The following is a 16815-nucleotide window of genomic DNA, read 5'->3' on the forward strand; positions in this document are numbered from 1 at the left end:
GAAAGCAGCAGCGCATGTGTGGCATCATCGGCATCGTCGGCAAGGAAGAGGTAGCCGACCGGTTGGTCGACGGGCTCAAGCGGATGGAATACCGTGGTTATGACAGCGCCGGGGTCTGCACCGTGCACGACGGGGAGCTCGTCCGCCGCCGTGCGCCGGGCAAGCTGGTCAACCTCGTGCGGGAACTGGCGCGTGATCCCGCGCCGGGCACCTCCGGCATCGCCCACACCCGCTGGGCAACCCACGGCGCACCGACTGCCGCCAACGCCCACCCGCACGCGACGGCGGTGCTGGCCCTCGTGCACAACGGCATCATTGAGAACTTTCGCCAACTGAAGGAAGCGCTCGCCGCACGCGGCCGCGTGTTCGAAAGCGACACCGACACCGAGGTCGTCGCCCACCTGGTCTCCGAACAGGTCGAGGCGGGGATGAGCCCGGAGGAGGCGGTCAAGGCCACCCTGCCGCAGCTGCGCGGGGCCTTTGCCCTGGCGATCGCCTTCAAGGACCACCCCGGCATGCTGATCGGCGCGCGGCTGGGTTCGCCCCTGGTGCTCGGCTTCGGGGATGGCGAGACCTATCTCGGCTCCGACGCCCTGGCACTCGCGCCTCTGACTCAGAAGATCGCCTATCTCGACGAAGGCGACTGGGTGGTGATCACCCGCCAGGGAGCGCAGGTCTACGACAAGGACAACAATCCGGCCGAGCGCGAGGTGACCACGTCCGGCGCTTCGGCTGCCGAAATCGAAAAGGGCAACTACCGCCACTTCATGCAGAAGGAAATCTTCGAGCAGCCGACCGTCGTTGCCCAGACCCTGCGCAGCTACATCCGCCAGGTCGACCAGTCGGTGGCGCTGCCGCAGTTCGACTTCGACCTGTCGGCGATTACCCGGGTCACAATCGTCGCTTGCGGGACCAGCTATTATGCAGGGATGGTCGCGAAATACTGGTTCGAGCAGTTCGCGCGCCTGCCCGCCGACATCGATTTCGCCTCGGAATTCCGCTACCGCAATCCGGTGCTCGAGCCGGGTGGGCTGGCGTTGTTCATCTCGCAGAGCGGGGAAACCGCCGATACCCTGGCCGCGCTGCGCCATTGCAAGGACAACGGTCAGACCATCGCGGTCGTGGTCAACGTGCCGACCAGTTCGATGGCCCGCGAGGCGGACTTGCTGCTGCCCACACACGCGGGTCCCGAGATCGGGGTTGCCAGCACCAAGGCCTTCACCTGCCAGCTTGCCGTGCTGGCGGCGCTCGCTGCGCATCTGGCGGTCAAGCGCGGCCGGATGGACCGCGCCGAGGAAGCCGATGTCGTCGCGCACCTTCTCGAAACGCCTGCCAGCCTCAACGCGGCACTGCGCCACGACGATGAGATTGCGGCCATGGCGCACCTCATCGCACCGGCGCGCGACGTGCTCTACCTCGGGCGCGGGCAGGACTACCCGCTGGCGCTTGAAGGGGCGCTCAAGCTCAAGGAAATCAGCTACATCCACGCCGAAGGCTATGCCAGCGGCGAGATGAAACATGGGCCGATCGCGCTGATCGACGAAGCCGTGCCGGTTATCGTCATCGCACCCAGCGGCCCCCTGTTCGAAAAGACCGTCAGCAACATGCAGGAAGTGCGGGCCCGGGGCGGCAAGATCGTGCTGATCTCCGACCGCGAAGGTCTGGATGAAGCGGGCGAGGGGTGCCTCGCGACGATCGAGATGCCTTCGGTCCATCCCCTGATCGCGCCGCTGGTCTATGCGATCCCGGTTCAGTTGCTGGCCTATCATGTCGCCTGCGTGAAGGGCACCGACGTCGACCAACCGCGCAACCTGGCCAAGTCGGTAACCGTCGAATAGCATCGGCCGCGCCCCGGCAAGGCATTGAACCGCCGCGATTAAAGTCCGCTGCGGTTCGTCGCAGTGCTGGCTGGCGCTTTACCGGGCGATAACCATTGGTCGCCTATGCAGCACGGGTGAGCAAGAAATCATCTGCCCCCGTCCTGCCCAAGGCGCTTCCCGTCAACGCCGTCCTCGGATTGAGCGATCCGGCGGAAGGCGACTGGACGCGGATGCGCGGCCTTCAGTATTCCAGCCTGGCGCGCGTCACCACGCTGCGCGTCGGCGCGCATGCGTTGGCCTCGCTGGGCGTGTGCTGGATCTATTTCGGCACGGTGCACTGGGCCTTCCTGCTGGCCTGGCTCGGCACGCTTGGCGCTACGCTCTACTACGGCGCGCGGATCGATGCCGACCTGGTCGACGCCGACCGCCGCCGCATCGGCCGCGACGAGGTGCAGCGCCAGACCGTGGGCGCAATCGCCAACGCGCTCGCCTGGGTCATACCGATGGCGTTCTTCGCGCCCTATGGTTCCGACCTTGCCAAGATGGAGCTCTGGGCGATCTGCGCCATGCTGATGACTGCCTGTGCGGTGATGTTGCCGGCGGTCCCGCTGGCCAACCTGATGTTCACCGGCATCGTCGGTCTCGCCTCGCTCGCAAGCTTTGCCTATACCCTGACCTTCGAGATGATGATCGTCTCGCTGCTGTTCATCGCCGTAGTGGTTAAGGGCGCGATCGAGAACGCGCGCTCGTTCCTCACTGCCCGCGTTGCCGAAGCCGGCATGGCCGAACGCAACGAAGTGGTCTCGCTTCTGCTGAAGGAATTCGAGGAGGGCGAGGCAGACTGGCTGTGGCAGATCGACACCTCGCGCCGCGTCCGCTCGGCCAGCCCGCGCTTTGCCTTTGCGCTCGGGCTTGGCCCGGATGAAATCGACGGCAAGTCGTTCATCCAGCTTGTCGCCGGCCCGGCCTGGGAAACCGGAATGTTTCCGCCCAGCCTGCACGACCTTGCCGAGCGGCTGAAGCGGCGTGAAAGCTTTTCGAACCTGCTGGTGCGGGTGACGATCGGCGGCAACCAGCGCTGGTGGGAACTGTCGGGCACGCCGAAGCTTGACGACAACGGCAATTTCGACGGTTTCCGCGGTGTCGGGTCCGATGTGACGCACGAGCGCGAAAGCTCGGAAAAGATCGCCCACATGGCGCGTTACGACACGCTGTCGGGTCTGCCCAATCGCATGATGATCACCGAGGCGCTTGGCGAGGCCATGCGCTACGCCGACCAGTGGCGCACCCGCTGCGCCTTCCTGATGATCGACCTCGACCGGTTCAAGGCGGTCAACGATACGCTGGGACATCTGGTCGGCGACCAGCTTCTCGCCAAGGTTTCGGAGCGGCTGCGCTCGATCTGCAGCGATAACGAGCTATGCGGCCGCCTTGGCGGTGACGAGTTCGCGATCGTGGTCAAGGATGCGTCCGATCCGACCCGCGTGGGCCGAATTGCCAACGCGATCATCGAGGTGCTGTCGCGTCCCTACGAGATCGATCACCACACGCTTTACATCGGTGCCAGCGTCGGATCGGCGACCGGCCCGCGCGACGGGACCACGGTCGAGACGTTGATGCGCAACGCCGACCTGGCGCTCTACCGCTCGAAGGAAGAAGGCGGCGGCCAGCATTTCAAATACGAGCCCGAGCTGCACGCCCTGGCGGAAGAACGCCGCAAGCTGGAATTCTCGCTGCGCCGTGCGCTCGAGCGCAACGAGTTCCTGCTCAACTACCAGCCGGTGGTCGATGCCAAGGACGAGAATATCGTCAGCTTCGAGGCGCTGCTGCGCTGGAACAGCGACGAGCACGGCTTCGTCAGCCCGGCCAAGTTCATCCCGCTGGCCGAGGATACCCGACTGATCGTCCCGATCGGAGAATGGGTGCTGCGCGAGGCTTGCCGCGAGGCCGCGCGCTGGCCGGCCCACGTCAAGGTGGCGGTCAACGTCTCGGGCGAACAATTGCTCGACACCCAGTTCATTCCCAGCGTGGTCAACGCGCTGTCGATCAGCGGCCTGCCTGCCCAGCGGCTCGAACTCGAAGTGACCGAAAGCATCTTCGTGCGCGACGCGGTAACGGCGCGGGCGGCGCTCGAACAGATCATGGCGCTGGGCTGCGGCATCGCGCTCGACGATTTCGGGACCGGGTATTCTTCGCTCGCCTATATCCGCAACCTGCGTTTCTCGACGATCAAGGTCGATCGCAGCTTCGTCCAGGGCGCTGCAACCGGCAGTCCGGAAAGCCTCGCGATCATCCGCGCGGTGGTTGCCATGGCTGAAAGCCTCGACATGTCGACCACGGCCGAGGGCGTGGAAACCGACGCCGAGCTGAACGTGATCCGCCAGCTCGGCTGCCGCAAGATCCAGGGCTATTACTATGGTCGCCCGATGCCCGCGCTCGAAGCGCGCGGCCTCTTCGCCACCCCCACGCTGCAGCGCGCGACGGCGTAGAAGCTAGGCCGAAACCAGCGCTTTTACCGCGCTTTCGAACAGCGCGCGTCCGTCGGTTCCGCCCTGTTCCGCCTCGATCATCCGTTCCGGGTGTGGCATCATGCCGAGTACGTTGCCGGCGGCGCTCAGCACGCCCGCGATCTGCCGGGCCGACCCGTTGACCTCTTCGGCATAGCAGAACGCGACACGGCCTTCGCCCTCCAGCTGGTCGAGCGTCGCGTCGTCGGCGAAGTAGTTGCCGTCATGGTGGGCGACCGGGATGACGATTTCCTGGCCCGCTTCATAGCGCGCGGTGAACAGGCTCTGGCTGTTCTCGACCGTCAGGCGCACCTCGCGGCAGACGAAGTTCATGCCCGCGTTGCGTAACAGGGCACCGGGCAGGAGGCCCGCTTCGGTCAGCACCTGAAAGCCATTGCACACGCCAAGTACGGGAACGCCCCGGTTCGCCGCGGCGATAACGGCCTGCATGATCGGGCTGCGCGCGGCCATGGCGCCCGAACGCAGGTAATCGCCATAGGAAAAGCCGCCAGGCAGCGCGATGAAATCGAGGCCTGCGGGCAGGTCGGCATCGCCGTGCCAGACCCGGGTCACGGGCGCGCCCGACACCTTTTCCAGCGCGTCGGCCATGTCCCGGTCGCAGTTCGATCCGGGAAAGGTGATGACCGCGCTGCGGAAGGTCACGCCGCGAGCCTTTCGATCCGGTAATTCTCGATCACCATGTTGGCGAGGAGCTTGCTGGCCATTTCCTCGAGCTGGGAGTCGGTGACGCTGTCCTCGACGTCGAGTTCGATCATCTTGCCGGCGCGCACGTCCTTGACGCCGTCGATGCCAAGGCCCTCGATCGCGTGGTGGATCGCGCGGCCCTGCGGGTCGAGCACGCCGTTCTTCAGGCTGACAAAGACGCGGACCTTCATGGGCAGACCTTTCGCGGGAAGGGCGGGGGCTTGAGACTCGAGCGCGCCTATGCCTCCTGTCGCTTCACGGAGCAAGGGCGGCCGGCGCCCTTCCGGTCAGCTTTCCTGCGAATCCATCACATATCCAAGTGACCGCACCGTGCGCAGGGGATCGGGCGCGCCGTGTTCGGTCAGTGCCCTGCGCAGGCGGCCAACCCAGACGTCGACCGTACGCTCGTCCAGCGCATCGCCGTCCTTGCCGAGCCGATCGATGAGCGCGGTGCGCGAAAAGACCTGGTCGGGGTACTCCATGAAATGGGCCAGCAGACGGAATTCGTTCGGACGCAAGGCCACGATCGTGCCGTTGACGCGGACCTGGTGGGCCGAAACGTCGATCGCCACCGGTCCGTTGACGAAACGCTGGCGCACCGGCTGCGGCCCGCCGGTCTTGCGATCGACCCGCTGGATGACCTGCGCCGCGTCGAGAGTGCCGACGATGTAATCGTCGGCGCCGGCCTGCAGTGCGCGGCGGCGCGCATCGGGATCGGGATCGTCGAGGACCATGGTGAGGTGAGAGCGGCGGGTCGGTTCGGCCTCGCGCAGGCGGCGGCACATCTCGAGACCGGACATGGTCGGGCAAACCCAGTCGATGAAGGCCCAGAGCTCACCCGCGAGGCTATCGGGTACGATATCGGACAGCGGAACGACCAGCCAGTCGGGACGCTGGTTGCGCAGATCGTCAACCAATAGCGGCGAAGGCGCGGTAAGCAGTATGGTCGTTGGACTGGTCATCGGAACGGCATGGCTCTGTCAAGATTCTGCCGCCTTCTGCCGCGTCAAGGTGACGGTTTGATGATGATTATGTGACAGTTTGGTTGCTGTCGCATTCGAGCGGGCCGTTGCGCGGAAAATAGGTCCAGAACGTCATTAAACTGTCACCTAATTCGTATTCACCCCGTGCGACGACTCGGCTAGACTGTTCCCATGGGACAGGATCGATCGCTCGCTCGCGGGCTACGGCTTGCAATTTCGCTCCTCTTTGCGGTGGCCGTTGCAGCGCCGGCAAGTGCGGAAAAACTGACCTTTGATCACCGCAACCACCCCGGCCTCAAGGCCGTGCTCGATGGCGGTGATCCGGGGATGATCGATTTCGACGCCAGCAATCCGCGTTACGTCGTCGATCTTATTGCGGTGAAGGGTCGTTCTGCCCGGGACTGGACCGAGGCGCTGGAAATCATTGCCCGCACGCCGACTGGCAAGATCAGGACAGCGCGTGACTGGGCGGCGGAGATTCAGGGAGGGGCGGTTGCCGGATGCAATCCCGCTGTCACCACGCTGGCCGAAGACGCGATTTCGATCACCTTCGAGCGACTTGCCCCGGCCTGCCCCGCAGCGCGGGCCGAAACCATGATCACCCGCATCGTTCAGGGCAAGCGTTCGCTGTTTCTGCTGAGCGTTCTGGTCAAGGGCGTGCCCGATGCGGGGTCACGTCAGCAGTGGCTAGCCTTGCTGGAATCTGCGCACCTCGACTGATCGAATATTCACACCAACGTCGTTAACTGACGTCTAATTGTCGTACTGTTGTCATCAATCATACGCGGAAGCGACACACACCATCCCTAGAGGCGGCGGCGAGGCCGCTGGGGACGATTCGTGTTTCCCTGGATCGGCATCGAGCAGACCAGATCAATTTCCAGGAAAACCCGATGATCCGCTTTTCGTATCGTACCCACGCATCCCTTGCTGCACTCGGTGCGGCGCTTGCCCTTGGCAACGCCGGCGTTGCCGCAGCCAGCAACCTGACCGTCACCGCGACTGGCGTAACGGTGGATGGCGCGGCCCCGGCCGACGAGGCGGCAGAACCGGCTTCGGCGGAAGCTGCTCCGGCAGAAGCCGGCGCGCCGCCACAGTCCGACGCTGGGCTGACCGAAATCGTGGTCACCGCGACGAAGCGCGAAACCAACCTGCAGCGCACCCCGATCTCGATCTCGGTGATGGGTGCGGACGAACTTAAGAAGCGCAACGTGCAGAGCCTGATGGACCTGGCCGACGGCTCGGTCCCGTCGCTGCGCATCTCGACCTTCGAGGCCCGCCAGTCGGCGCTGACCATCGGTATTCGCGGCATCGTTCCCGACGATGCCAACCAGCCCGCCCGCGAACAGGGCGTGGGCGTTTATCTCGATGGCGTCTACCTTGGTCGCCAGCACGGCCTCAACGCGAGCCTGTTCGACGTCCAGCGCATCGAAGTGCTGAAGGGCCCGCAGGGCACGCTGTTCGGTCGCAACACCGAAGGCGGCGCGGTCTCGATGGTCCTGCGCCAGCCGACCGGCGAGTTCGGCGGCCGTGCCAGCGCCGGGGTCGGCAACTATGGCTCGTACAACGGCCAAATTCACCTCGACCTGCCGGCAATCGCCAATGTCAGCTTCAAGCTGGACGGCGTGATCCAGCACCAGGATCCGACCACCCGCAACACCATGCCGGGGCAGGCCGGTTTCAACCAGTACCACCGTGTCGGCGGCCGCATTGCCGCGCGCTGGAAGCCGGTCGACGGACTGAGCGTGGACCTCGCCTATGACAAGAGTCGCGACGAGAACACGCCGTTCTACAGCCAGCTCGTGACGATCACCCCGGCCGCGCTCGCCTCGCTGCCGAAGGACGCATCGGGCAAGCCGCTGATCACCTGGGGCTACGGGCGCATGGAAGAAACGGACATCCAGGTCCCGCAGCAGGTCAGCGTCGGCAAGGCCCAAGGCTTCACCTCGACGATCCGCTGGAACGCCAGCGACGATCTCGAACTGCGCTCGATCACGGCCTGGCGCACGGTCAGCGACGACCAGTGGGACAACTCGGGCGGTGCGCACCGCACGCCGGTCTGGGGTCCGAACGTCAACTTCAGCCGCTACTCGCTCGCCACGCTCGACCAGCGTCAGTTCAGCCAGGAACTCCAGGCGGTCGGCTCGATCGGCGATGCCGTCGAATATGTGGCCGGGCTCTACTACTTCAACGAACGCGCCAACGACACCGCGCGCACGCCCAACACGAACCGCTGGAACTCGACGGTCACCGGCTACACCATCAATGATCCGCTGACCTATCAGACCGCTACGCTCGCCCGTGCCTCGATCGCCTTCGCCAAGAGCTATGCGGCTTACGGTCAGGTTACCGTTGCGCCGATCGAGCCATTGCGCCTGACCGTTGGCGGACGCTACACTCGCGACGAAAAGGACGGGCGTCTCTACATCGTCAACGGCGCGGCCACCAACTTTACGTTCGATCAGGTCAACAACCGCTTCGATCCGCTGGCAGTGATCGCCTGGCAGGCCACTCCCGAAATCAACCTCTACGCCAAGTATGCCACCGGCTACCGCGCGGGCGGGGCCAGCTCGCGCTCGCTGACCTACCTGTCGTTCGGGCCGGAACAGGTGAAGTCCTACGAATTGGGCTTCAAGTCGGAGCTGTTCAACCGCAAGGTGCGCTTCAACATCGCGGGCTACATGATGGACCGCACCGATACGCAGGTTGATTTCAACTTCTTCCTGCCGCAGCCCAATGGCACCGTGCGCAACACGCTGGAGACGGTGAACGCGATGGGCACGACCAAGATCCGCGGGATCGAGGCCGATCTGACCGTCCGTCCGGTCGACGGCCTGTCGATGAACCTGTCCTACGCCTACACCTATTCGAAGATCCCGCCGGCGCGGAACACGGTGCAGGAAGCGCTCAACGCGACGCTTACCCCGCCGGTCACCACGCCGGTCTACCAGACGGTCTATATCCTCTACACGCCGAAGAACGCGCTGTCGGGGTCGGTCGACTATGACCTGCCGGTAAGCGACAACGGCACGCTGCTGCGCTTCCACCTCGATGCGAACTATTCGGATCCGGTGCACACCTTTGCCAACGAACCGACGCTCAGCGACAAGAGCTTCATCGTCAACGGCCGCCTCAGCCTGTCGGACATCCCGATGGGGACGGGCGATCAGCGTCTGACGCTGGCGCTGTGGGCCCGCAACCTGTTCAACGAGGAACACATCTACCGTCGCAGCGCCGCCAATACGGCGCTGGGTGACTACGCCAACTACAACGCGCCGCGCACCTTCGGTGTCGAAGCGACCCTGGCGTTCTAAGAGGCAACTTCGTTCCACCCTCGACGGGGCGGTCGCATGTGACAGGCGGCCGCCCCATTTTTTTGGCATTGCACATAACTGACCAGTCAGTTATTTATTTTGCCGTGCCCAGACCCAGCGTCCCGACCCGCCGCGCCGACATCCTGGAAGCCGCACGCGCGGTGTTCAGCCAGCGCGGCTATGCCGGGACGCGGATGGACGACGTGGCCAAGGCCATCGGTCTGTCGAAGGCGGCGCTCTACCTCCAGTTCGAATCCAAGGACGCGCTGTTCCAGGCGCTGGTGACCGACGTTATCGATCGCACGCTGCCGGACATGGTTCCTGCCGATTTCGCGGATGTGCCCGCGCCGGCCCTGCTGGAAGGGTTCGTCCATGTGGCCGCCCAGCGGATGACGAGTCCCGAGGTTGCCTTCGTGCCCCGCATCATCATCGGCGAAGGCTCGAACTTCCCCGATCTCGCACGCTTCTATCACGACAACGTCGTCGACCGCGGCCTCGGCATGGTGGAAGCGATCATTCGCCACGGGGTGGGGCGGGGCGAGTTCATTTGCGAGGATCCGGCCATGGCCTGCCGGTCGGTGATCGGTGCCCTGCTGCTGAACGCGGTCTGGCGTATGGTGTTCGAGCCGGTCGGCGCAGAGCCGGTCGATCCCGCGGCCATGGCGCGCGCGCACACGCGGTTGCTGCTCGACGGCCTTCTTGTCAGAAAGGATGCAGCCTGATGCCTCAGGTGCCCAAGCCCGTGATCGGTCTGGCCGTGCTGGCCATTGTCGGCGGTGCGGGCTGGTATGCCACGCGGCCGTCCGCAGAGGCGGGTTGGCTCGGTTACGTCGAGGCGGAGACGCTTTACGTCGCTTCGCCGGTCTCGGGCCGGCTGGCCACGCGCGCGGTCGATCGCGGTGCGGCCGTCGCTGCCGGCGCGCCGCTGTTCTCGCTCGATCCCGAAACCACCGACGCTGATACGGCGCGCATCGAAGCCCAGGTTGCCGCGGCCGAGGCCCAGGCCGGCGATCTTTCCGCCGCCCGCCAGCGCGCGCCCGAGATCGCCGTTTCTCGCGCGGCTGAGGCCCAGGCCGCCGCCCAACTGACCAAGGCGCAGAACGATTACTCGCGGATTTCGGCGCTGGCCGGACGGGGCTTTGCCAGCCGCGCCCAACTCGACGCGGCGCGCGCGGCGCGCGATGCCGCGGTGGCCGCCTTGGCCCAGACCCGCGCGCAGATCGCCTCGGGCCAGATCAGCGCCGGACGCAGCGAACAGATCGCCGCGGCGCGTGCGCAGGTGTCCGAAGCCGAAGCCGCCCTGCGCGGTCAGCGCCAGCGCCGCCGCGAGATTGCCCCGGTCGCCCCGGCGCGCGGCGTGGTCGAGCAGACCTTCTACAACCCCGGCGAGTGGGTGCCGGCCAATTCGCCGGTGGTCTCGGTCCTGCCCGACGACAAGCGCAAGTTGCGCTTCTACGTGCCGCAGGACCGGATTGCTGCGGTCCGGCCGGGCATGACCGTGCGCTATACCTGTGACGGCTGCGGCGCGGCGCGCCAGGCGCGGGTCAGCTATGTCTCGCCGCGCAGCGAGTTTTCCCCGCCGGTGATCTACAGCGAGACCGCGCGGGCCAAGCTGGTCTTCCTGGTCGAGGCGCTGCTTCCCGCCGATACCAGGCCGCTGCCGCCGGGCCTGCCCGTCGCAGTGGAACCGCTGTGAGTGACGCGCCCGCCATCGCCGTGCGCGGGTTGACCAAGCGGTTCGGCGGACGGACCGTGGTTGACCATGTCGATCTGGCGGTGCAGCCGGGCCGGATCTGCGGCTTCCTCGGCCCCAACGGATCGGGCAAGACGACGACGCTGCGGATGATCTGCGGCCTGCTGATCCCCGACGAGGGCGAGGGCGAAGTGCTCGGTCTCGACCTCAGGACGAGCCGCCGCGCCATCAAGCAGCAGATCGGCTACATGACGCAGAAGTTCGGGCTGTTTTCCGACCTTTCCATTGCCGAGAACCTGGAATTCATCGCCCGGGTCTACTCGCTCGACAACCGCAATGCGCGCGTCGAGGCAGCGCTCGAGCGGCTCGGCCTGACCAGTCGCGCCGGGCATCTCGCGGGCAAACTGTCGGGAGGGTGGAAGCAGCGCCTTGCGCTCGCCGCTGCTGTCCTTCACGAGCCGAGGATCCTGCTGCTCGATGAACCGACCGCCGGGGTCGATCCCCAGGCCCGGCGCGAGTTCTGGGACCAGATCCATGCGCTGGCGCGCGAAGGCATGACTGTTCTCGTCTCGACCCACTATATGGACGAGGCCGAGCGCTGCCACGAGATCGCCTATATCGCCTATGGGGTGATGCTGGCGCACGGTACTACCGACCAGGTCATTGCCGCCTCTGGCCTTTCCGCGCTCGAAGGCGAAGGTCCGGGTGCCGACCGGCTGGCCGCCGAGATCGAGGAACGTCCGGGCGTGGCCATGGCGGCGCCATTTGGCACGACGCTCCACGTCTGCGGCACCGATCCCGAGGCGCTTCGTGCGGCGGTGGCGCCCTGGGCCGAGCGCATCACCTGGCGGGCGGTTCCACCCACGCTCGAGGACGTGTTCATCAACCTGATGCGCACCGCCACCGACGGATCCGTGGTGGAGCAGGCCTGATGTGGGAACGGATCGGCGCGATGGTGTTCAAGGAAGTACGCCAGATGGCGCGCGACCCGGGCATGTTCGTGATGATGCTGATGTTTCCGATCATCCAGCTTGCGATCTTCGGCTTCGCGATCAACTCCGATCCGCGCCACCTGCCGCTGGCGATCGAAAGCAAAGACAATTCGGTCTATTCGCGTTCGATCGTCAGCGCGCTGCGCACAACCGGCTATTTCGACGTGGCCAAGGTAGTCACTACCTATGGCGAGGGCGACCGTCTGTTGTCCGAAGGCGAGGTGCAGTTCGTCCTTACCGTGCCGGCCGATTTTTCGCGCGATCTGGTACGCGGCCAGCGACCGCAGCTTCTTCTCACCGTCGACGCGACCGATCCGGCTTCGACCGGGCCTGCCGTAGCCGCCGTCAACGAGGCGATCGCCCGGGCCCTGGCGCGCGACCTTGCCGGCCCCCTGACAATGCGCCTGCAGACCCCGCCGCCGGTCGATGTCGTCCTGCACCGCAGCTTCAACCCCGAAGGTATCACCAGTCACAACACCGTGCCGGGGCTGCTTGCCATCATCTTGTCGATGACCATGGTGGCGCTCACCGCCATGTCGGTGACGCGCGAAACCGAGCAAGGCACCATGGAGAACCTGCTCGCCACCCCGCTTCGCCCGATCGAGGTGATGATCGGCAAGATCGTGCCCTATTTCGCCATGGGGCTGGTCCAGGTGCTGGTCGTCCTGCTGGCGGCGGCGATCGTGTTCGAAGTGCCCTTCGTCGGCTCGTTCGGCCTGCTGCTGGCGGTCACGCTGCTGTTCACTCTGGTCAGCCTGGCCTTGGGCTTCACGCTGTCCACGCTGGTCGACAGCCAGATCATGTCGATGCAGTTGTCGATGCTCTACCTGCTGCCCTCTATCCTGCTGTCGGGCTTCGCCTTTCCCTTTCGCGGCATGCCGGTCTGGGCGCAGTGGCTGGCCGAATTGCTGCCGCCCACGCATTACATCCGGCTGGTCCGCGGCGTCATGCTCAAGGGGTGGGACTGGCAGCTGGCTTTGTCGGAAACCGCCGTGCTGGTCGTGATGCTGCTGGCCTTCGGTACGATCGCGGTGCGGCGCTACCGCGACACCGTGGCCTGATCGGCGCCAGCCGCCACGCCGTCCGGCAGGACGGTGATCTCCACCCCCGCCTGCGGCGTCAGGTAACGCCGCGCAATCGCCTGGATATCGGCGGTGGTGATCGCTTTCACCCGTTCTACCGATCTCAGGTAGCGCTCGATCCGGTCCGGTTCGGTCTGGGCGCGGTCGACATAGGCCAGCCAGCCGGCATTGGTCTTGAGCAGGTTCTCGAAGCTCTCGATCATCGGCGCGCGGGCACGCAGCAGCACGTCGGCGGGTAGCGGCCTGTCGCGCAGGTCGGCCAGCGTTTCGGCAATCGCGGCCCGGGTCGCAGCGATCTCGCCCACCTCGACCGAAGCCGAAATGCCGAAGACGCCGTAGTCGCGCCACGTCCGCGAAGTGGTGCTGCTGGCGCTGGGCGAATAGGCCTTGCCCAGCTTCTCGCGCAGCGTGTCGGTCAGTTCGATCCGCACGACCCGTTCAAGCAGTTCGAGCTTGAGCATCTCGACCGGATCCTCCCCGTCGCGGGTCGGCCAGGTGATGGTGACCAGCGCCTGATCCTTGGGACCGCTGTGGCGCAGCACGCGCGGGCTGCGATCCGCGGTAAAGCTGCGGCGCCGTTCGTCGGCATAGGGCCGGAAATCGGTCTCGCGCGCGGGCAGGGCGCCAAAGCTCGCGGCGACGGCGGTGATCGCCGCGTCGGGATCGAAGTCGCCGACCAGGCCAATCTCGATCGCGCCCGAGGCCAGCCGCTCGCCGATGGTGCTCTTCAGCTTTTCGAAGGTCAGCCCGCGCCAGTCCTCGACCTTGCCCAGGCTGAAGCGCGGATCGTTGTCCGACAGGATCGCGCCGCCATCGGCGGCCAGCGTCGCGCCCGGCGTAGCCCGCAGCGAGGCGAACATGTTGTTGACCGACTGGCGGAACTGCACCTCGCCCTCGCGGCGATAGCCCGGATCGGTCACCTGTGCGGCCAGCAGTTGCATCTGCAGCAGCAGGTCCTGGCGGTTGGTCGTGACCAGTTGGGTGAAGGTCTCGTCGGTCACGGCAAAACTGGTTGCCGCGGTTTTGCCCGCCAGAAGCGTGTCGAGCTGGTCCTTGCTATGCTTGCCAAGCCCGCCGAGCGTCAGGACACTGCCCAACTTGGTCGCCAACGGCTGGTCTTTGGTCGCCAAGAAATTGCCGCCATCGATCGAGGTCTGGACCCAGATCCGGTCCTTCTGCAAGTCGGTCTGCTTGAGATTGAGACGCACTCCGTTGGCAAAGCGCAACTCACGGATACCCAGCAGCGGTTCCACCCGGTCACTGACGACGCGGCCTTGCGCGCCGAAATCGGTATAGGCAAACTGCCCGCTCTCGGCAGCCTTGGGCGGAGCAATGGCGGCCCGCATCGCCTGGTCCCAGGCCTGGCGAAGTCCTGCTTCGCCGCCAGTCGGCGGCATCCTGCCCTGAAAACGCAGCAACGGCACGTCGAGCGGCACCAGCTCACGCTTGAGGGCGGCAAGGACAGCCGCCGGGGTGATCTGCGGAATGAACGCCTCGAGCCTTGCAAGCGAGCGGCTCGGGGTGTCGGGAACGACCTCGTCAGTAACCAGTGCCAGCACCGCGCCAGTAAGCTGGCCGTTGCTGCGGGTATCCTGCGCTGCGGCAGAGTTGGCGTTCGCCGCACGGATCGCCGCAACCTGTTCATGCACTTCGTCAGCGCTGAAGCCGTAATGCAGCGCGCGGCGGTATTCCTGCGCCGCCGTGACCAATCCGCGGCGCCATTTGCCATCGACTGTATCGATGACGAGGCTGGTCGCGCGGCCCGCCTCGAACAGGTCTCCGGTGCCGAGCCCTGCGTTGCGGAACGGGGCGTTCGCCTCGCGCGTCAGGCGCAGCAGCCGGCGGTTGACGATGGCATAGCCGACCTGCCGCAACAGGTTCTCACGGCGCTGGGCCAAGCTGTCGGGCTCGTCCTTCCATGCGCCGAGGCGGCTCGCGGTGATCCGCTCCGACAGCGCGGGATCGATATAGATGTCGGTGCGCGGTTCGGCCCTGGTTGCGATGGGGCCTGCGGAGGGCTGGTCTTCGGCGGGCGCGGCCTGCCAGCTGTCGAACCGGGCGCGGATCGCCGTTTCGACCGCGGCGGCATCGACATCGCCGATCACCACCAGCGTGGTCTGCGCCGGCACGTATTCGCGGCGGTAGAAGGCGCGCAGGGCCTCGGCTGAGGCGCCGCTGAGGGTCTCGGTGGTGCCGATCGGCAAACGCTGCGCATAGCGCGAGCCGGGTGCAACGAACTCGGTCTGGTCGACATAGTTGCGCAGCGAGAAGCTGTTGCGATCGCGCATTTCCGACAGGATCACGCCGCGTTCGCGCGCCACCGCCTCGGGCGACATGGTCAGCTCGCTCGCGGTTTCGCGCATCAGCATCAGCGCCGTGTCGAGCAGCCGGCCATCAGCGCGCGGCAGGTCGAGCATGTAGGTCGTGCGATCGTAACTGGTCGTCGCGTTGGTGTCGGCCCCAAAGGCCAGCCCGTCGCGCTCGAGCAACTTGATCATCTCGCCTTCGGGCACGTTGGTCGAGCCGTTAAAGGCCATGTGCTCGACGAAATGGGCAAAACCACGCTCGGCTTCGCCTTCGTCGAGCGAGCCGGCCTCGACGTTCATGCGAACCACCGCCGTGCCCTTCGGCGTTGCGTTGTGCCGCACGACAAAGCGCATGCCGTTGGCCAGCTGGCCGAAGCGGTAGCCTTCGTCGACCGGCACGTCGCTAGCCTGGAAGGCCCAGGTCGGCTTGGCGCGAGGGATCGACGCCACGCCCGCAGTCTCGCCAGCGCGCGGGGCGCAGGCTGCCAGTGCAAGCATCGAAATGGTTAGAGCGGACAGGGCTTTGCGCGACAGCATCACAAGGCGACGTGCCGCATGGGGACGCAGCGGGCAAGGCCTTGCGGTCCACAATCGACGGACGGGCCATCCGGCCCGCCCGATGAGCGCTTATTTGCCGCGCAGCTTCCTGTGCGCGCCGAGATCGAGCACTTCGCTCGGGCCGTCGTTTTCCAGCAGGCCGAGACGGCGGGCGACTTCCTGGTAGGCCTCTTCCTCGCCACCGAGATCGCGGCGGAAGCGGTCCTTGTCGAGCTTTTCGCCGGTGGTCATGTCCCACAGGCGGCATCCGTCGGGGCTGATCTCGTCGGCCAGGATCACGCGGCTGTAATCGCCGTCCCAGATCCGCCCGAACTCCAGCTTGAAGTCGACCAGACGAATGTTGATCGCCGCGAACATACCGCAGAGGAAATCGTTGACCCGGATCGCCATCGAGGAAATGTCCTGCATTTCCTCGTTCCCGGCCCAACCGAAGCAGGCGATATGCTCTTCGGCGACCATCGGATCGCCCAGCGCATCGTCCTTGTAATAGTACTCGATCAACGTGTGGGGCAAAGGCTCGCCTTCGGGGATGCCGAGGCGCTTGGAAATCGAGCCGGCGGCCACGTTGCGCACCACGACCTCGATCGGGATGATCTCGACCTGGCGGACCAGCTGCTCGCGCATGTTGAGGCGCTTAATGAAGTGGGTCGGGATGCCGATGTGGTTGAGGCGAGTGAACACGTACTCGCTGATGCGGTTGTTGATCACGCCCTTGCCGTTGATCGTGCCCTTCTTCTGCGCGTTGAAGGCGGTGGCATCGTCCTTGAAGTACTGGATGATCGTGCCCGGTTCGGGGCCTTCGTAGAGGATCTTGGCCTTGCCTTCATAGATCTGGCGGCGACGCGACATGGGCAC

General features: G+C 65.7%; 13 protein-coding genes. 8 read left to right on the forward strand and 5 right to left on the reverse strand.

Features of this window, described 5'->3' with window-relative positions; all coding sequences use genetic code 11:
- Window positions 1-14 precede the first annotated feature (14 nt).
- Both glmS and B0I00_RS00270 read left to right on the forward strand, forming a co-directional pair.
- On the forward strand, window positions 15-1838 hold the full coding sequence (gene glmS / locus B0I00_RS00265; RefSeq protein ID WP_100865385.1) for a glutamine--fructose-6-phosphate transaminase (isomerizing): 1824 nt from the start codon (window positions 15-17) through the stop codon (window positions 1836-1838).
- Window positions 1839-2050: 212 nt separating this feature from the next.
- Complete coding sequence (locus B0I00_RS00270; protein ID WP_100866399.1) at window positions 2051-4309, forward strand: putative bifunctional diguanylate cyclase/phosphodiesterase; 2259 nt, start codon at window positions 2051-2053, stop codon at window positions 4307-4309.
- Between the two features lie 3 nt (window positions 4310-4312).
- On the opposite strand, the gene purQ is transcribed toward B0I00_RS00270, so the two are convergent.
- From purQ to B0I00_RS00285, 3 genes are all read right to left on the reverse strand, one after another.
- On the reverse strand, window positions 4313-4990 hold the full coding sequence (gene purQ, locus B0I00_RS00275) for a phosphoribosylformylglycinamidine synthase subunit PurQ (protein WP_100865386.1): 678 nt from the start codon (window positions 4988-4990) through the stop codon (window positions 4313-4315).
- The gene (gene purS / locus B0I00_RS00280; protein WP_100865387.1) at window positions 4987-5223 is read right to left on the reverse strand and encodes a phosphoribosylformylglycinamidine synthase subunit PurS; all 237 of its coding nucleotides are present in this window, start codon (window positions 5221-5223) and stop codon (window positions 4987-4989) included. Before purS ends, purQ begins: the two co-directional genes overlap by 4 nt.
- Before the next feature lie 96 nt (window positions 5224-5319).
- Window positions 5320-5994: a winged helix-turn-helix transcriptional regulator gene (locus B0I00_RS00285; protein WP_100865388.1), complete on the reverse strand. Its 675-nt coding sequence runs from the start codon at window positions 5992-5994 to the stop codon at window positions 5320-5322.
- A 252-nt stretch (window positions 5995-6246) separates the two neighbouring features.
- On the opposite strand from B0I00_RS00285, the gene B0I00_RS00290 reads away from it, so the two are divergent.
- From B0I00_RS00290 to B0I00_RS00315, 6 genes are all read left to right on the forward strand, one after another.
- The gene (locus tag B0I00_RS00290) at window positions 6247-6735 is read left to right on the forward strand and encodes a hypothetical protein (protein ID WP_198519112.1); all 489 of its coding nucleotides are present in this window, start codon (window positions 6247-6249) and stop codon (window positions 6733-6735) included.
- A gap of 173 nt (window positions 6736-6908) precedes the next feature.
- A complete protein-coding gene (locus B0I00_RS00295; RefSeq protein WP_100865390.1) occupies window positions 6909-9329 on the forward strand; it encodes a TonB-dependent receptor in 2421 nt (806 codons plus the stop codon).
- 104 nt (window positions 9330-9433) lie between these two features.
- A complete protein-coding gene (locus B0I00_RS00300; RefSeq protein WP_157812438.1) occupies window positions 9434-10051 on the forward strand; it encodes a TetR/AcrR family transcriptional regulator in 618 nt (205 codons plus the stop codon).
- Window positions 10051-11025: an HlyD family secretion protein gene (locus B0I00_RS00305; RefSeq protein ID WP_100865392.1), complete on the forward strand. Its 975-nt coding sequence runs from the start codon at window positions 10051-10053 to the stop codon at window positions 11023-11025. The genes B0I00_RS00300 and B0I00_RS00305 overlap by 1 nt, the downstream gene beginning before the upstream one ends.
- Window positions 11022-11954, forward strand: coding sequence for an ABC transporter ATP-binding protein (locus tag B0I00_RS00310; protein ID WP_100865393.1), 933 nt, complete (start codon window positions 11022-11024; stop codon window positions 11952-11954). The genes B0I00_RS00305 and B0I00_RS00310 overlap by 4 nt, the downstream gene beginning before the upstream one ends.
- On the forward strand, window positions 11954-13075 hold the full coding sequence (locus B0I00_RS00315) for an ABC transporter permease (RefSeq protein ID WP_100865394.1): 1122 nt from the start codon (window positions 11954-11956) through the stop codon (window positions 13073-13075). The genes B0I00_RS00310 and B0I00_RS00315 overlap by 1 nt, the downstream gene beginning before the upstream one ends.
- Here B0I00_RS00315 and B0I00_RS00320 read toward each other — a convergent pair.
- On the reverse strand, window positions 13054-15939 hold the full coding sequence (locus B0I00_RS00320) for a M16 family metallopeptidase (protein ID WP_100865395.1): 2886 nt from the start codon (window positions 15937-15939) through the stop codon (window positions 13054-13056). The genes B0I00_RS00315 and B0I00_RS00320 overlap by 22 nt on opposite strands.
- A 90-nt stretch (window positions 15940-16029) precedes the next feature.
- A complete protein-coding gene (gene purC, locus B0I00_RS00325; RefSeq protein ID WP_100866400.1) occupies window positions 16030-16809 on the reverse strand; it encodes a phosphoribosylaminoimidazolesuccinocarboxamide synthase in 780 nt (259 codons plus the stop codon).
- Window positions 16810-16815 lie beyond the last annotated feature (6 nt).

Origin of the sequence: Novosphingobium kunmingense (assembly GCF_002813245.1) — a bacterium.
In the GTDB taxonomy this organism is placed as follows: Bacteria; Pseudomonadota; Alphaproteobacteria; order Sphingomonadales; family Sphingomonadaceae; genus Novosphingobium; species Novosphingobium kunmingense.

What these genes read in the sequence shown, in the direction of transcription:
- glmS (WP_100865385.1), top strand. Translation starts at nt 15, where the DNA reads ATGTGTGGCATCATCGGCATCGTCGGCAAGGAAGAGGTAGCCGACCGG.
- B0I00_RS00270 (WP_100866399.1), top strand. Translation starts at nt 2,051, where the DNA reads ATGCGCGGCCTTCAGTATTCCAGCCTGGCGCGCGTCACCACGCTGCGC.
- purS (WP_100865387.1), bottom strand. Translation starts at nt 5,223, where the DNA reads ATGAAGGTCCGCGTCTTTGTCAGCCTGAAGAACGGCGTGCTCGACCCG.
- B0I00_RS00285 (WP_100865388.1), bottom strand. Translation starts at nt 5,994, where the DNA reads ATGACCAGTCCAACGACCATACTGCTTACCGCGCCTTCGCCGCTATTG.
- B0I00_RS00295 (WP_100865390.1), top strand. Translation starts at nt 6,909, where the DNA reads ATGATCCGCTTTTCGTATCGTACCCACGCATCCCTTGCTGCACTCGGT.
- B0I00_RS00305 (WP_100865392.1), top strand. Translation starts at nt 10,051, where the DNA reads ATGCCTCAGGTGCCCAAGCCCGTGATCGGTCTGGCCGTGCTGGCCATT.
- B0I00_RS00315 (WP_100865394.1), top strand. Translation starts at nt 11,954, where the DNA reads ATGTGGGAACGGATCGGCGCGATGGTGTTCAAGGAAGTACGCCAGATG.
- B0I00_RS00320 (WP_100865395.1), bottom strand. Translation starts at nt 15,939, where the DNA reads ATGCTGTCGCGCAAAGCCCTGTCCGCTCTAACCATTTCGATGCTTGCA.
- purC (WP_100866400.1), bottom strand. Translation starts at nt 16,809, where the DNA reads ATGTCGCGTCGCCGCCAGATCTATGAAGGCAAGGCCAAGATCCTCTAC.